11 protein-coding genes are annotated in these 15,228 nt (G+C 56.6%); 4 read left to right on the forward strand and 7 right to left on the reverse strand.

The window, feature by feature from the left end; translation table 11 throughout:
• The first annotated feature begins 56 nt into the window (after positions 1-56).
• From C5687_RS19860 to C5687_RS19870, 3 genes are all read left to right on the forward strand, one after another.
• Positions 57-2,759 (forward strand): glycosyl hydrolase family 18 protein, encoded by a 2,703-nt coding sequence (locus C5687_RS19860; RefSeq protein WP_047958136.1) that lies wholly within the window; start codon positions 57-59, stop codon positions 2,757-2,759.
• Between the two features lie 138 nt (positions 2,760-2,897).
• On the forward strand, positions 2,898-3,350 hold the full coding sequence (gene iagB / locus C5687_RS19865) for a type III secretion system invasion protein IagB (protein ID WP_047958137.1): 453 nt from the start codon (positions 2,898-2,900) through the stop codon (positions 3,348-3,350).
• A gap of 138 nt (positions 3,351-3,488) precedes the next feature.
• Positions 3,489-5,324 (forward strand): glycoside hydrolase family 19 protein, encoded by a 1,836-nt coding sequence (locus tag C5687_RS19870; RefSeq protein ID WP_104557628.1) that lies wholly within the window; start codon positions 3,489-3,491, stop codon positions 5,322-5,324.
• An 84-nt stretch (positions 5,325-5,408) separates the two neighbouring features.
• Here C5687_RS19870 and C5687_RS19875 read toward each other — a convergent pair whose 3' ends face one another.
• The 4 genes from C5687_RS19875 to poxB all read right to left on the reverse strand — a co-directional run bounded on the left by C5687_RS19875 (position 5,409) and on the right by poxB (position 10,719).
• Positions 5,409-6,422 (reverse strand): NAD-dependent epimerase/dehydratase family protein, encoded by a 1,014-nt coding sequence (locus tag C5687_RS19875; protein WP_047959784.1) that lies wholly within the window; start codon positions 6,420-6,422, stop codon positions 5,409-5,411.
• A 92-nt stretch (positions 6,423-6,514) separates the two neighbouring features.
• Positions 6,515-7,951: an SDR family oxidoreductase gene (locus C5687_RS19880; protein WP_104557630.1), complete on the reverse strand. Its 1,437-nt coding sequence runs from the start codon at positions 7,949-7,951 to the stop codon at positions 6,515-6,517.
• Positions 7,952-7,961: 10 nt separating this feature from the next.
• A complete protein-coding gene (gene ltaE / locus C5687_RS19885) occupies positions 7,962-8,963 on the reverse strand; it encodes a low-specificity L-threonine aldolase (RefSeq protein WP_059386153.1) in 1,002 nt (333 codons plus the stop codon).
• Positions 8,964-9,000: 37 nt separating this feature from the next.
• Positions 9,001-10,719, reverse strand: a complete 1,719-nt coding sequence (gene poxB / locus C5687_RS19890; protein WP_059386154.1) for a ubiquinone-dependent pyruvate dehydrogenase — start codon at positions 10,717-10,719, stop codon at positions 9,001-9,003.
• Between the two features lie 151 nt (positions 10,720-10,870).
• On the opposite strand from poxB, the gene C5687_RS19895 reads away from it, so the two are divergent.
• Positions 10,871-11,305, forward strand: a complete 435-nt coding sequence (locus C5687_RS19895) for a DoxX family protein (RefSeq protein WP_104557632.1) — start codon at positions 10,871-10,873, stop codon at positions 11,303-11,305.
• 97 nt (positions 11,306-11,402) lie between these two features.
• Here C5687_RS19895 and hcr read toward each other — a convergent pair whose 3' ends face one another.
• The 3 genes from hcr to C5687_RS19910 form a co-directional block, all read right to left on the reverse strand.
• On the reverse strand, positions 11,403-12,371 hold the full coding sequence (gene hcr / locus C5687_RS19900; RefSeq protein WP_104557634.1) for an NADH oxidoreductase: 969 nt from the start codon (positions 12,369-12,371) through the stop codon (positions 11,403-11,405).
• 10 nt (positions 12,372-12,381) lie between these two features.
• Positions 12,382-14,034 carry a hydroxylamine reductase gene (hcp, locus tag C5687_RS19905; protein ID WP_047958142.1) on the reverse strand — a complete coding sequence of 551 codons (1,653 nt, stop codon included), beginning with the start codon at positions 14,032-14,034 and terminating at the stop codon, positions 12,382-12,384.
• A 144-nt stretch (positions 14,035-14,178) separates the two neighbouring features.
• On the reverse strand, positions 14,179-15,078 hold the full coding sequence (locus tag C5687_RS19910) for a LysO family transporter (protein WP_025756039.1): 900 nt from the start codon (positions 15,076-15,078) through the stop codon (positions 14,179-14,181).
• Positions 15,079-15,228 lie beyond the last annotated feature (150 nt).

Raw genomic sequence — 15,228 nt, forward strand, 5'->3', positions numbered from 1 at the left:
ATATGGAATACATGGTTGTTTTAATTTATCACAAATAAGATTATCAGGAATTAATAATGAAATTTATGAAGCCTAAATATCTGGCACTCTTTGTTGCTGCTGTCTCAGGCACCGCATTCGCCGCAGCGCCAGGTACGCCTTCAATCAGCAGTGGTAATGATAAGTTTGCCCTCGTTGAAGTAGACCAGGCCGCACAGGATTACGGTACTCTCGTTAAAGTTCATAACGACGGTGTGGACGTAAAAGTGGAGTGGAACGTCTGGAGCGGCGATGCGCCGACCACAGGTAAAGTGCTGCTCGACGGTCAGACCGTATGGTCTGGCGCGGCCGGTGCCTCCGGCTCCGCAACCTTCAAAGTGAAAAAAGGTGGCCGCTATCAGGAGCAGGTCGAACTTTGTAACACCAGCGGATGTTCCAAAAGTGCCAGTAAGCTGATTATCGTTGCGGATACTGACGGTAGCCACCTGCTGCCGCTGAATGCCCCTCTGCAGGAAAACAACAAAACCCTCACAAAACATACTGACAAAGTCGTTGGGGCTTACTTCCCGGAGTGGGGCGTCTATGGTCGTAACTTCCCGGTTGATAAAATCCCGGCAGCTAACCTGAACCACATTCTCTACGGCTTCATTCCAATCTGTGGCGGCGATGGCATTAACGACGGTCTGAAAACCGTAGAAGGGGGCAATAGTTTCGCGGCGCTTCAGCGCGCGTGTGCAGGCCGTCAGGACTTCACCGTGGCGATCCACGACCCGTGGGCGGCACTGCAGAAACCTCAGTCTGGCGTGTCTAACTGGGACGACCCGTACAAAGGTAACTTCGGCCAGCTGATGGCGCTGAAAAAAGCCCATCCAGACCTGAAAGTGCTGCCATCCATCGGTGGCTGGACCATGTCCGATCCGTTCTACAAAATGAACGATACCGCAATCCGCGCACGCTTTGTGGCGTCCGTTAAAGACTTCCTGAAAACCTGGAAATTCTTCGACGGCGTGGATATCGACTGGGAATTCCCGGGAGGCGGCGGCGTGAACGAAACGCTGGGTAACCCGCAACAGGATAAAGCGACCTACACCGCGCTGATGCACGATCTGCGCACCATGCTGAACGAGCTGTCTGCGGAAACCGGTCGCACCTATGAGCTGACCACGGCAATTGGTTCCGGTAAAGATAAGATCGAAGACGTGGACTACAACACTGTCCAGCAGTACCTCGATCATATCTTCCTGATGAGCTACGACTTCTACGGCGCATGGAGCATGACCGATCTCGGCCACCAGGCGGCACTGCATGCACCAGCGTGGCGTCCGGATACCAACTACACCACCTCTAACGGCGTTGACGCACTGCTGGAGCAGGGCGTACAGCCAGGTAAGATCGTTGTGGGTGCGGGTATGTACGGCCGCGGCTGGACTGGCGTACACGGCTACACCGGCGACAACCCGTTCACCGGTACTGCAACGGGCGCAGTGAAAGGCACCTGGGAACCGGGGGTCGTTGACTATCGTCAGATTGTGAACGAGTACAAAGGCAAGCCAGGCTGGGAATACGGTTATGACGCGGATGCGGAAGCGCCTTACGTCTTTAACAAATCCACCGGCGATTTGATCTCCTATGAAGATGCCCGTTCCACTACCGCGAAAGGGAAGTATGTCCTGGCGAAAAACCTGGGGGGGCTGTTCTCCTGGTCTATCGATTCCGATAACGGCGACATCCTGAACGCGATGAACGAAAGCCTGCTGGGTGGTTCAACTCCGGATCCGGTGGTAACAAACCACGCCCCTGTCGCTGTGGCGGCGGATCAGGCCGTGACTGGTCCTGTGAGCGTTACCCTGGACGGCTCTGCGTCTACCGATCCTGATGGCGATGCGCTGACGTACAAATGGACCCAGATCTCTGGCCCATCCGTCACGCTGACCAACAGCACCAAAGCGAAAGCGACCTTCTCCGTTGGCGCGGTGACCAGCAACCAGACCCTGGCATTCCGTCTGACCGTGACCGATGCAAAAGGGCTGAGCAGCACTGCTGACGTGCAGGTACTGAACAAAGCACCGAAAGCGAACCAGGCTCCGGTGGTTAACCAGATGCAGGCCGTCACTCTGGAAGCAGGCCAGTCTTATACCCTGAACGTACAGGCTGCGGATCCAGATGGTGATGCACTGACCTATACCTGGAGCGTTCCAGCGGATATGCACGCAACCGGTACTGACACCGCCAACGTGAACATCACTGCACCAGACGTGAACGCTGACTCTACCTACACCCTGAGCGTGATGGTAAGCGACGGTAAAACCAGCGTACAGTCCAACGTACAGGTCACCGTAACGCCGAAAGCAACACCTGTGGTACCTGATGAAGACACCAATCCGTCTGACGAAGGGACTAAGCCATCTGACGAAGGCGACAAACCTTCTGACGAAGGGCAAGCAACCGGCAGCTGTGACAACCCGGTTGACGCCAACGCCAGTAAATATGCGGCATGGGAATCCAGCAAAGTCTACAACAATGGCGATATGGTCAGTTCCGATAATCTGGTATGGAAAGCGAAATACTGGACTCAGGGCAACAAACCTGGCTTTGATGCAGACGCATGGGAAATGGTAAGTCAGGTGAAAATGAACTGGCGTGCCGATAAAGTCTACAACGGTGGTGACAAGACGACCTATCAGGGCTTTGAATACCGTGCGAAATGGTGGACTCAGGGCGACAAACCCGGTAACAGCGATGTATGGGTGAAAGAAGGCGCGTCTGCGGACTGCAAATAATCTTCTGAACCTGAAATTGTGGGTGTGATATCTGCCCACAATCACTGGTCACACCCCGCTTCGGGTGTGGCCAGTCACTTCACATAATTTAACAGGACGTGTTTGAGGAGAATCGAGTCATACCACAGCAGGTGAATAATGAAGCGTTTACTGTTTCTGTTATTGATATTAAGCCAAAGCGCGTTAGCGAATTGCTGGAATAAAGCAGCGCACTATTATCATGTTGATCCGTATTTGCTGTATGCGATTGCTAATGTTGAATCAGGAATGAATCCCTACGCTGTCGGGAAAAATCACGATGGCACGATTGATGTGGGATTAATGCAAATTAACAGCACGCACTTTACGGCGCTTGAACAACACGGTATCAGCGAACGAAGACTCATGACTGAACCTTGTACCTCCATTATGGTGGGCGCATCGATCCTCTCAGGCATGATTAAAGTTTACGGTTATAACTGGGAAGCCGTCGGCGCTTATAACGCCGGGCTCAAAAAAGAGAATTACCCCAAACGCATGGTGTATGCCCATAAAGTCTGGGAAAAATATCAGCAACTCAAATCCGTTGCCCATGAAAGAAATGACTGGTGAGTTTTTTCTTTTTTGAAGAGTACCAATACGTATTCTTCAGAAAATGAAAAGCAGCTGTCTGGAGTTTATTTATTAATGGATTAATAAATAAACTGGATTTTTTATTTAACCCTATCGAAATTAACAGGAATAACCGAGATGAATAAAAGGACATTACTGAGCGTGCTTATTGCAGGTGCATGCGTAGCACCTGTTATTGCTCAGGCCACCATGCTGAAGGCGGATAACAGCGAGCCTTACACCATGAAAGCCAGCGATCTGGCGAAAAAGGAGAAAGCGCTCACCGATTTCCCGCTGATGAAATCCGTGAAGGATACTATCCGTACGCTGGACAACGCGTCAGTTGAGCAAATTGAGCCAGGCCGTGCGGCAAACCCGGATAACGTAAAACGCGTTGAAGGGATCCTGAAAGAGAGCGACTGGGAATACCTGTTCCCACTGCGCGCGAAGGATTACAGCTACAGCAACTTCCTGAAAGCGGTGGGCAAATTCCCTGCACTGTGCGACACCTATAAAGACGGCCGCAACAGCGATGCCATCTGCCGTAAAGAGCTGGCAACCATGTTTGCTCACTTTGCGCAGGAAACGGGGGGGCACGAAAGTTGGCGTCCGGAAGCCGAATGGCGTCAGGCGCTGGTGTACGTGCGTGAAATGGGCTGGAGTGAAGGCCAGAAGGGCGGTTATAACGGCGAATGTAATACCAGCGTCTGGCAGGGTCAGACCTGGCCGTGTGGTAAAGACAAAGACGGTGATTTCCTGAGCTACTTCGGTCGCGGTGCGAAACAGCTGTCTTACAACTATAACTACGGTCCTTTCTCTGAAGCGATGTACGGCGATGTCCGCACGCTGCTCGACAAACCAGAGCTTGTGGCAGACACCTGGCTGAACCTGGCGAGTGCGATCTTCTTCTTCGCCTATCCACAACCGCCAAAACCAAGCATGCTGCAGGTTATCGACGGGACCTGGCAGCCGAACGACCACGACAAGGCTAACGGCCTGGTCCCAGGCTTCGGCGTCACCACCCAGATCATCAACGGCGGCGTTGAGTGCGGCGGTCCAACCGAGATTGCCCAGTCTCAGAACCGTATCAAGTATTACAAAGAGTTCGCAAACTACCTGAAAGTGCCTGTTCCTGCTGATGAAGTGCTGGGTTGTGCCAACATGAAGCAGTTCGATGAAGGCGGCGCGGGTGCCCTGAAGATCTACTGGGAGCAGGACTGGGGATGGAGCGCGGATACGCCTGACGGCAAAACCTACGCCTGCCAGCTGGTGGGCTACCAGACGCCATTCAGCGCGTTCAAAGACGGCGACTACACCAAGTGTGTACAGAAGTTCTTTAACGTGAAGATCGTGAATGACGATGGCTCAAATGTGAACCCGGCGGATAACACCCCTGCTGACAACACCCCGGCAGATAATACGCCAGCGGACAACACGCCAGCAGACAATACCCCAGCGGATAATACGCCTGCTGACAACACGCCGGCTCCGGTAAACCACGCACCGGTTGCGCAGATTGCCGGTCCGATTGGTGCAGTTGAAGCGGGTGCGCAGGTGTCTCTGAGCGCGGAAGGTTCTACTGACGAAGACGGTAACCAGCTGACTTACACCTGGCGTTCCCAGGACGGCCAGACGGTGACCGGTCAGGACAAAGCGGTGATCACCTTTACGGCACCAGAAGCCACCACGGCGAAACAGTACGAAGTCAGCCTGACCGTCAGCGATGGTGAACTGAGCAGCACCACCACTTACCTGCTGAACGTCAAAGCCAAAGCGGCGACCCCGTCTCAGGATGAAGGTACCTACCCGGCGTGGAGCGCGAACAGCAAGTACAGCGCAGGCGATATCGTGAACAACCACGGTAAATTGTTCCAGTGCAAACCGTTCCCGTACAGCGGCTGGTGTAACAACGCCCCGGCATACTATGAACCAGGCGCGGGTCTGGCATGGTCTGAAGCCTGGACGGCTCTGTAAAAACAAAACGGCAACCGAAAGGTTGCCGTTTTAGTCTTTACTCCCTCTCCCTGTGGGAGAGGGCATCAGGCCGCACCAGATTAACTACCGATGCAACTTCCCGTGATCCCGCAGCCACGCCGCGGTACGCACAATCCCTTCATCCAGCGTCACAATCGGCTTATACCCCAGCTCATTCTCCGCGCGGGAAATATCCAGCGTGAAATCAAAATTTAGCTTTGAGACGCCATAGTGGGTCAGCGCAGGCTCTTTGGCCGATTTACTGCCAAAACGCTCCATGCTGCGGGCGATCATATCCAGCATCGGGTAAGGCACGGAACGGATACGGCAGTTGATCTGCAGCTCATCAATCAGGCGCTGCACAATGCTGCGAAGCGTGCAGGGCTCGCCGTTGGTGATGTTATAGGCGCGACCGGAAATCAGCGTATCGCAGTCCGGCTGGCTGGCCAGCCACATGGCGTGGACCGCATTTTCGTAATAGGTCATATCCACCAGCGCGTCGCCGCCGCGCGGCAGCAGCACGCTGCCGTAGTGGTGCATCATCTGCGCCAGACGGGGAATAAACACTTTGTCGTGCGGTCCGAACAGGCTCTGCGGACGCAGAACCGTAAAACGGGTATGCGGGTTCGACTGTGCCAGCAGATCAATCACCTCTTCGCTGGCTGCCTTGCTGCGGGCAAACTCACAGGCAAAACGGGCTGGCCGGAAATCTTCCTGCACATCGCGGTGGTGGTGATAGTCGAAATAGAGCGACGGAGAGGAGATATGAATAAAGTTACGCACGCCCCAGGCGACGGCCCATTCGCCCAGACGGCGGGTGGCCCGCACGTTGGCGAGATCAAAGGCTTCCTGGGTACCCCACGGAGAGGTAAAGCTGGAGCAGTGCCACAGGGTATCGATACCGGCGAGCATCACTTTGGCCTGAGAGGAGACCAGCTCCGTCAGATCGGCATGGACGAACTCTGCGCCCATTTTTTGCAGCAGTTTTCCCATCGCTTCGTTGCGACCGGTAGCCCTGACGCTGATGCCCTTGTTGCGCAGAAATTCGACCGCATTTCGGCCTAAGCCGCTGGTCGCCCCGGTAACCAGTACCTTCATATCAATCCACTGTGTTGAAAAGAATTTCGTGCGCATTCTTTCGTGAATTACGGCGCTATGCAATGGGAAAGGTGAAAGAAAGAGAGTTTTATTTAGATCTTTTCCGTCTTTTGTTCTGCCCGTTGCGCAATCCGCTTTGCCATCCCGCGAAAGATAAACAGGTGCGCCGGGATCATGAACAACCAGTAGAACAGACCGGGCATGCCGTGCGGATGCCACCAGGCGCGGACGTCCAGTTCACGATGATCGCCTTTGTCTTTCAGGGTAAAGCAAAGCCGGCCGAGTCCCGGCGCTTTCATACCGAACAGCAGTGCCAGCTGTTTTTCCGGTTCGACGACGATCACCTTCCAGCTGTCCACCGCGTCGCCCACCTCAAGATACGGGCGCGCCGGGCGGCCTTTTGCCAGCCGGTGGCCCACCAGCAGGTCCATCGCTCCGCGAGTTTGCCAGAGCAGGTTACCGAAGAAGTAACGCTCTTTACCGCCAATCTGGTTTACCACCTCCCACAGCGCGGCCAGGCTGGCCGGGGTTTCTACCGTGCAGCCCGCCTGTTTCGGGTAATAACCGTACTCTGGCCGCCAGCGGGCAAACGCCTGGGCGTCGTAGCCCCAGTCGCTGGAGTTCACCAGCTGCGCCTCTTCTTGCAGGGTGTTGCGCACGGCCTCGTCAAAGCGGATCAACGTCTGGGGAATTAAGGCGCGAAGCGCGCTATCGTCTGCCAGCAGATCGTGTTTCAGCCCCTGGATCAGGGCTTTGGCGGTCGTCGGCGGGACGGAGGTGATCACATTCAAAAACCACACCGAGATCCAGCGGGTCGGGAAGGGGATCGGGATCAGCCAGCGTCGACGGCCGCTGACGCGCATAAAGTGTTCAAACTGTTCCTGATAGCTCAGCACTTCCGGGCCAGCGGCTTCGAACACGCGGTGCTGCTCCGCCGGATGATCCAGTAATGCCACCAGATAATGCAGCAGATTCTCCAGCGCGATGGGCGTGGTACGCGAGCGGACCCAGCGCGGCGGCGTGAGCACCGGCAGGTTGTAGACCATATCGCGCATCACTTCGAAGGCGGCGGAACCGGCACCGACGATAATGCCGGCGCGCAGTTCCGTGACGGGAATGTTCGCACTGCGCAACGTGTCAGCGGTAAGCTGGCGTGCACGCAGATGATCGGACTGCGCGTTTTCAGGAGCCTGAAGCGAACTTAAAAAAATCACCTGCTTCACCGGCGTTTGCCGCAGCGCATCGCGCACATTGAGGGCCACCTGACGTTCGTGGGCGATAAAATCGCCCCCTTCGCCCATGCTGTGCACCAGGTAATAAAGCGTATCGACCCCCTCCAGCAGCGCTGGCAGCGCGACAGGCCAGTTGAGGTCGACGTTATGGCAGGTCACACCGGGCAGGTTCTGCTTTTGCAGGCGTTCCGTGTTGCGTGCCGCCGCCAGCACCTGATGCCCCTGCTGGCTTAACGCCGCGGTGAGATGCTGACCGATATATCCGCTGGCGCCAAGCACCAGAATACGCTGCGGCACGTTCTGCTCCTTAACGCTGTAAAAACGCCTGCCAGTGTTTCACCACGTCCGCCAGCTGTGCGCGACTCACGTCGAGATGCATCACCAGACGCACAACGGGTGACGCATTGATCAGCACGCCACGCGCTTTCAGAAACTCACCCAGCGCCGCGGCATGGTCATCGCCCACGCGAACGAACAGCATGTTGGTGTCGTGGCGCATCACGTCGGCGCCAATTTCGCGCAGCTGCGCCGCCATCCAGGCGGCGTTGTCGTGATCGTCCTTCAGGCGCGCCACGTTGTTTTTCAGGGCATACAGACCCGCCGCCGCCAGAATACCGGCCTGACGCATGCCGCCGCCGGTCATCTTGCGCCAGCGGTTCGCGCGCTTAATGTAGTCCGCGTTGCCCACCAGCAGGGAGCCGACAGGCGTCCCCAGCCCTTTAGAGAGACAAATGGTGAACGAATCGCAGTATTGCGTAATCTCTTTCAGCTCGCAGCCGTAGGCCACCACGGCGTTAAAAATACGCGCGCCATCCACGTGCAGCCCGAGTTTGCGTTCGCGGGTGAATTCCCACGCCGCTTTCAGGTACTCGCGCGGCAGGACTTTGCCGTTATGGGTGTTTTCGAGGCTGAGCAGCCTGGTGCGGGCGAAATGGATATCGTCGGCTTTGATTTTCGCGGCGACCTTGTCGAGCGGCAGGGTGCCGTCCGGTGCGGCGTCAATCGGCTGCGGCTGAATGCTGCCGAGCACTGCGGCACCGCCAGCTTCGTAGAGATAGTTATGCGCCCCCTGGCCGACAATGTACTCTTCGCCGCGCTCGCAGTGGCTGAGCAGCGCCACCAGGTTAGCCTGGGTTCCGGTGGGCAGGAACAGGGCGGCCTCTTTGCCGCTGAGCTCCGCGGCATAGCGCTGCAGCTCGTTTACGGTTGGATCGTCACCGTAAACGTCGTCCCCGACCGGGGCGGCCATCATCTCTTCGAGCATGGCGCGACTCGGGCGGGTAACGGTATCACTGCGTAAATCAATCATGGCATGTCCTTATATTTAAAAGGCGATGCCAGATGTTTTACCTGAGCCAGTTGGTTTTTGCCAGTTCGATCACCTCATCGCCGCGGCCGCTGATGATCGCACGCAGCATGTAGAGGCTAAAGCCTTTGGCCTGCTCCAGCTTGATCTGCGGCGGGATGGCCAGCTCCTCTTTGGCGACCACGACATCCACCAGCACCGGGCCGTCGATGGAAAAGGCGCGCTGCAGGGCTTCATCCACCTCTGACGCTTTCTCCACGCGGATGCCGGTAATGCCACAGGCCTCGGCGATGCGCGCGAAGTTGGTGTCGTGCAGCTCGGTGCCGTCTGTCAGATAGCCGCCGGCTTTCATCTCCATCGCCACAAAGCCCAGCACGCTGTTATTAAAGACCACGATTTTCAGCGGCAGCTTCATTTGTACCACCGACAGGAAATCCCCCATCAGCATGCTGAACCCGCCATCGCCGCACATCGCCACCACCTGACGCTCCGGCGCTGTCGCTTTTGCTCCCAGCGCCTGCGGCATGGCGTTCGCCATCGAGCCGTGGTTGAACGAGCCGAGCAGACGGCGTTTGCCGTTCATTTTCAGATAGCGCGCCGCCCAGACGGTGGGGGTGCCCACGTCACAGGTGAAGATGGCATCGTCGTCTGCGAAATGACTGATCTGCTGGGCCAGATACTGCGGGTGGATCGCTTTGTCGCTCGGTTTAGCGAGATCGTCCAGCCCCTTGCGGGCATCGCGATAATCGCTGAGGGCCTTGTCGAGGAACCTGCGATCTGTTTTCTCTTCCAGCAGCGGCAGCAGGGCGGCAAGGGTGGATTTGATGTCCCCCACCAGCGCCATATCGACCTTACTGTGTGCGCCGATGCTGGCCGGGTTGATATCAATCTGAATGATTTTGGCATCCGTCGGGTAGAACGCGCGATACGGGAACTGGGTGCCGAGCAAAATCAGAGTGTCGGCGTTCATCATGGTGTGGAAGCCGCTGGAAAAACCGATCAGCCCGGTCATTCCCACGTCATAGGGGTTGTCGTACTCGACGTGCTCTTTGCCGCGCAGGGCATGAACTATCGGGGCTTTCAGCTTGCCCGCAAATTCAAGCAGCTCCTTGTGCGCGCCAGCACAGCCGCTGCCGCACATCAGAGCGATATTGCTGGAGTAGCGCAGCAGCTGCGCCAGCTTTTTCAGCTCCTCTTCCGCTGGGGTGATGACCGGCTGCGGCGCGTGGTACCAGTGGGTACTAGCCCCTTCAGGCGCCGCCTTCAGGGCCACGTCGCCCGGGATGACGACCACAGAAACGCCCCGGTTCAGCACCGCCTTGCGCATGGCGATGGCCAGCACCTGCGGGATCTGCTCCGGGGATGAAACCAGCTCGCAATAGTGGCTGCATTCACGGAACAGCTCCTGCGGATGCGTCTCCTGAAAATAGCCGCTGCCGATTTCGGAAGAGGGGATGTGGGCGGCTATCGCCAGCACCGGCACGTGATTGCGGTGGCAGTCGAACAGCCCGTTGATCAGATGCAGGTTACCCGGCCCGCACGACCCGGCGCAGACGGCCAGTTCACCCGTGAGCTGTGCTTCGGCACCGGCAGCAAAGGCGGCGACCTCTTCATGACGGGTCGACATCCATTCAATGGTCTTCATCCTGTTAAGGCTATCGCTGAGGCCGTTAAGGGAATCCCCGGTTACGCCCCAGATACGTTTTACGCCTGCCTGTTCCAGGGTCTTCGCTATATATGCAGCCACGGTTTGTTTCATGGTGGTCCGTCTCCTTTTTGTGATATCGCCTACAAGCTTAGAAGAAAGTCACTGTATTGCCTGCGCAATACCCCTCATTTAAAGGTGGTTTTCATGAGTCATTGTTCGGCATAATCTGTTCGGGTACAGGGTGAAAAATAAAGGATTTCAAATGGTTAAATCATTGTTAATGGCTGTAAATGAAAAGCTCGCGTGTGACGATCTCGGCAAACTCTTGTTACGACTTGCCGTCGGCGGACTGATGCTGTTTCACGGTTTACACAAGTTGTTTGGCGGCGTCGGGTTTATCAGCGGCATGCTGGTGGAAAAAGGATTGCCGGGATTTATCGCTTACGGTGTGCTGATTGGCGAAGTGGTGGCACCGATCCTGATTATCGTCGGGTTCTTCACGCGCCCGGCGGCGCTGGTGCTGGCGTTCACCATGATCGTGGCCTGGCTGATGGTGGGCACGGGTAAAACCTTTGCGCTGGATGCCGTGGGGGCCTGGGCGATTGAGAGCCTGATGTACTTCTTTATCGGCTCGCTGGCCGTCGCGTTTTTAGGAGCAGGGCGGTACGCGGTGGGGAAAGGTCCTGCGTGGCGATAGGGTTGTTGTAGGTCGGGTAAACGTAGTGCCACCCGACAAAAAGCCCGGTGGCGCTGACGCTTACCGGGCCTACGATCGAACATTTAACGTTTATCGTTTATGCCAGGACCAGGTCCCCCTGCGGATGACATGAGCACGCCAGCACATAACCCTCGGCAATTTCCGCATCCGTCAGCGTCATGGTGCTGGTGACGGTGTAGTCACCGGAGACCACTTTCGTCTTACAGCAACCGCACACGCCTGCACGGCAGGCTGCTACCACCGGCACCTTGTTACTTTCCAGCGCGTCCAGCAGCGTGGTCCCGACGCGGCCAAAGAAGGTTTGCGCAGGCTGCAGCTTGGTAAACTGAATCCCGCTGGTTGCCGCTTCCGCTACCGGCGTGAAGAACTGCTCTTTGAAGAAGCGGGTGACGCCGAGCGCTTTTACGTCCTCTTCCACAATAGCCATGTACGGCGCCGGGCCGCAGGTCATCACGGTACGGCTCGCGATATCCGGTACGCTTCGCAGCAGTTCGCGGTTCAGTCGCCCCGCGACAAAACCGTGCGTCGCGTTGCGTTCTGCCACCAGCGTGACCGGATAGTTGCGCCACTCGTCGGCAAAGATCACATCGTCCGGTGAACGCACGCTGAAGATCACCTGCACGTCAGCCTGCGGGCGGTTTTTGGCCAGCCAGCGGCGCATTGACATAATCGGCGTCACGCCACAACCGGCCGCCAGCAGCAGGAATTTATCCTCTGCTTTGTCGTCACAGGTGAAATCGCCCTGGGCGTCAGACAGCCAGAGGTAATCCCCACGCTTCACGTCCCGGGTCAGCCACCGGGAGCCTGCCCCGTCATCAATACGGCGGATGGTCAGCGTAATGTACTCGCTCACGCCCGGCGTCGAGGAAAGCGTGTAGGCGCGCAGGGTATCCGCACTGTTGCGGACACTGACCAGTGCATACTGACCCGCGCGGTACGGGTAGTAGTCATGGCACAGCAGTGACAGCGTCCACACATCCGGCGTCTCCTGATGGATGTGATGGACCTGCATCCGCCACGGACATTGTGAGGTTGGCATGGTCATGAATAACTCCTTACGCGCTCAGCAGCTGCTGCATGTCTTCTTCAACGGTGGTCACGGAACGTAGACCGAATTTTTCATTCAGTACGGCCAGCAGGTCCGGTGTCAGGAAACCTGGCGCAGTCGGGCCGGTGACGATGTTGGTTACGCCCAGCGAAAGCAGGGTCAGCAGGATCACGATGGCCTTCTGCTCAAACCAGGAGAGCACAAGAGACAGCGGCAGATCGTTTACGCCACAGCCCAGTTTTTCCGCCAGGGTGACCGCCAGAATGATGGCTGAATAGGCATCGTTACACTGACCGGCATCCACCAGACGCGGCAGACCTTCGATATTGCCGAAGTCCAGTTTGTTGAAACGGTATTTACCGCAGGCCAAAGTCAGGATCAGGCAATCTTCCGGCACGCGGGTGGCGAAGTCGGTGAAGTAGTTACGCTCGCCGCGCGCGCCGTCGCAGCCGCCGATCAGGAAGATATGACGCAGTTTTTCACGGCTGACGAGATCAATCAGGGAATCTGCAGCGCCGAGCAGGGTTTCGCGACCGAAGCCAACGGTGATGAGATGTGGGATCTCGCTGTACGGGAAGCCGGCCATCTGCTGCGCCTGCGCAATCACCGGACCGAAATCGTCACCTTCGAGGTGGCTCACGCCCGGCCAGCCAACGATGCTGCGGGTCCAGATGCGGTCGTCATATGCGCCGACAGTCGGGTCGATGATGCAGTTTGAGGTCATCACAACAGGACCCGGGAAGCGGGCGAACTCGACCTGCTGGTTCTGCCAGCCGCTGCCGTAGTTACCGATCAGATGCGTAAATTTACGCAGCTCCGGATAGCCGTGCGCCGGTAGCATTTCCCCGTGGGTATAGACGTTAACGCCGGTGCCTTCGGTTTGTTTCAGCAGGTTGTAGAGATCTTTCAGGTCATGACCGGAGATCAGAATGCATTTGCCTTTGGTCGCTTTGACGTTGACCTGGGTTGGTGTTGGGTGCCCATAGGTGCTGGTTTCACCGGCATCCAGAATGCTCATCACACGGAAGTTCATCTGGCCGATTTCCATGGCGCATTCCAGCAGCGCATTCATATCGGCAGGCCAGGTCCCCAGCCACGCCATAATGTTGTGGTACTGGGCGTAAATCTCATTGTCGTACTGACCCAGAACGTGCGCGTGCTCCATATACGCCGCAGCGCCTTTCAGACCGTACAGGCACAGCAGGCGCAGGCCGAGAATGTTCTCACCAATCACGGCTTTGTCTTTATTTGGGGTGAATTCCGCCGCCTGACGCTGCAACTCGCCCAGATCGTCACTCACCAGCTGAAGTTCAGACATCGGGTTTTCCACGCGGGCGCTCGCATCCGCCTTCAGGCACTGCGCTTTCAGCGCTTCACGCAGGGCAATTGCTTCGCGGGCATACCCGACGATGCGCGGGGAGTCGAAGTTGACGTTGGTCAGCGTGGAAAAGAAGGCGCGCGGGGCGAAGCTGTCGACGTGGTGGTCGGTGATGCCGTATTCCCGGGCTTTGGATGCCCATGCGGAAAGGCCTTGCAGGGCCGCAATCAGCAGGTCCTGCAGGTCAGATGTTTCTGCGGTTTTGCCGCACATACCCTGTGCGTAAGAGCAGCCATTGCCTGCCGGGGTACGGATGGTTTGTTCACATTGCACACAAAACATAATCACACCTGTTAAAGTTATATTTGATATACATGTTTAAGGTTATGCCTGTGTCAGAACGGTGAAAAGGGCTTTCTGTGACAAAATAGAGGGAGCTTGATTTAGCGCAATTTTGGCGGCAGGTTCGCTACCGCCAAAGAGGTATCAGGCAGAGAAGAGTGCCATCAGAACGGGAACCAGCAGGCTTAAAATAAAGCCGTGAACAATGGCGGCGGGGACCATCTCCAGTCCGCCAGAACGCTGCAGTACCGGGAGGGTAAAGTCCATAGACGTCGCGCCGCAAAGCCCCAGCGCGGTAGAGCGGCTGCGGCGCACCAGGCCCGGGATTAGCATGATAGCAAGCAGCTCACGCGCCAGATCGTTAAAGAAGGCGGCGCTGCCAATCACCGGACCGAAGGACTCGGTCAGCAGAATGCCGGAGAGGGAGTACCAGCCAAAACCTGACGCCATGGCCAGACCGGTTTTCAGTGGCAGGTCGAGAATAAAAGCGTTAATCACGCCCGCCACCATAGAACTGGCGATAACAATAACCGCGACCATCATTCCCCGACGATTGAGGACAATTTGCTTCAGGGTCATGCCATTATTTCGCAACTGGATACCAATCAGGAACAGCAGGAAGATCAGCGTATATTCGCTGGCCTCTGTCGCGTGCTGTAAAAACGCCCAGCCGGTCAGCCCAAGAAGAAAACCGAGCACCACGACTCCGCACAGTTTTAATGATTCCAGCGCCATCGCTATGCGGGACGGAAGTTTTTCCTGATGGTGGTGGTTTTTCCACGGAATAGTGCGTTCAAGCCAGAACAATGCAGCAATATTGCACAGCAAAATAACCACAACAGTGACCGCAGAATAATGCAGGATCGCCAGCAGATTGGTCGCCAGGTTATCCAGAAAGGCCAGGCTTATTCCCATAAAAAAAAGAATGACGTAAACAATCCAGCTGAGAAAACGGTTAATCAGCCGTAAGGCGGATTCCTGATGCAGTGGGATAAGATAGCCCACAATCAGGGGCAGCAGAATAATGAGGAGTCCTGAAAACATGAACAGCCGGTCCTTGTGAGTATCTGTTGAGCGCCAGAGACACTACCCAATAAAGGCTGTTCAGTAAAGCGGCAAAAAGAAGCCGGGTGGCGGCTACGCCTACCCGGCCTGTGTGTGCGGCCTATTGCCCTCACCCTGGCCCTCTCCCAT

Origin of the sequence: Enterobacter sichuanensis (genome assembly GCF_002939185.1) — a bacterium.
Classification (GTDB): domain Bacteria; phylum Pseudomonadota; class Gammaproteobacteria; order Enterobacterales; family Enterobacteriaceae; genus Enterobacter; species Enterobacter sichuanensis.

Excerpts from the sequence above, each read along its gene's own strand:
- C5687_RS19860 (WP_047958136.1), top strand. The coding sequence starts at position 57 with ATGAAATTTATGAAGCCTAAATATCTGGCACTCTTTGTTGCTGCTGTC.
- iagB (WP_047958137.1), top strand. The coding sequence starts at position 2,898 with ATGAAGCGTTTACTGTTTCTGTTATTGATATTAAGCCAAAGCGCGTTA.
- C5687_RS19870 (WP_104557628.1), top strand. The coding sequence starts at position 3,489 with ATGAATAAAAGGACATTACTGAGCGTGCTTATTGCAGGTGCATGCGTA.
- C5687_RS19875 (WP_047959784.1), bottom strand. The coding sequence starts at position 6,422 with ATGAAGGTACTGGTTACCGGGGCGACCAGCGGCTTAGGCCGAAATGCG.
- ltaE (WP_059386153.1), bottom strand. The coding sequence starts at position 8,963 with ATGATTGATTTACGCAGTGATACCGTTACCCGCCCGAGTCGCGCCATG.
- poxB (WP_059386154.1), bottom strand. The coding sequence starts at position 10,719 with ATGAAACAAACCGTGGCTGCATATATAGCGAAGACCCTGGAACAGGCA.
- C5687_RS19895 (WP_104557632.1), top strand. The coding sequence starts at position 10,871 with ATGGTTAAATCATTGTTAATGGCTGTAAATGAAAAGCTCGCGTGTGAC.
- hcr (WP_104557634.1), bottom strand. The coding sequence starts at position 12,371 with ATGACCATGCCAACCTCACAATGTCCGTGGCGGATGCAGGTCCATCAC.
- hcp (WP_047958142.1), bottom strand. The coding sequence starts at position 14,034 with ATGTTTTGTGTGCAATGTGAACAAACCATCCGTACCCCGGCAGGCAAT.
- C5687_RS19910 (WP_025756039.1), bottom strand. The coding sequence starts at position 15,078 with ATGTTTTCAGGACTCCTCATTATTCTGCTGCCCCTGATTGTGGGCTAT.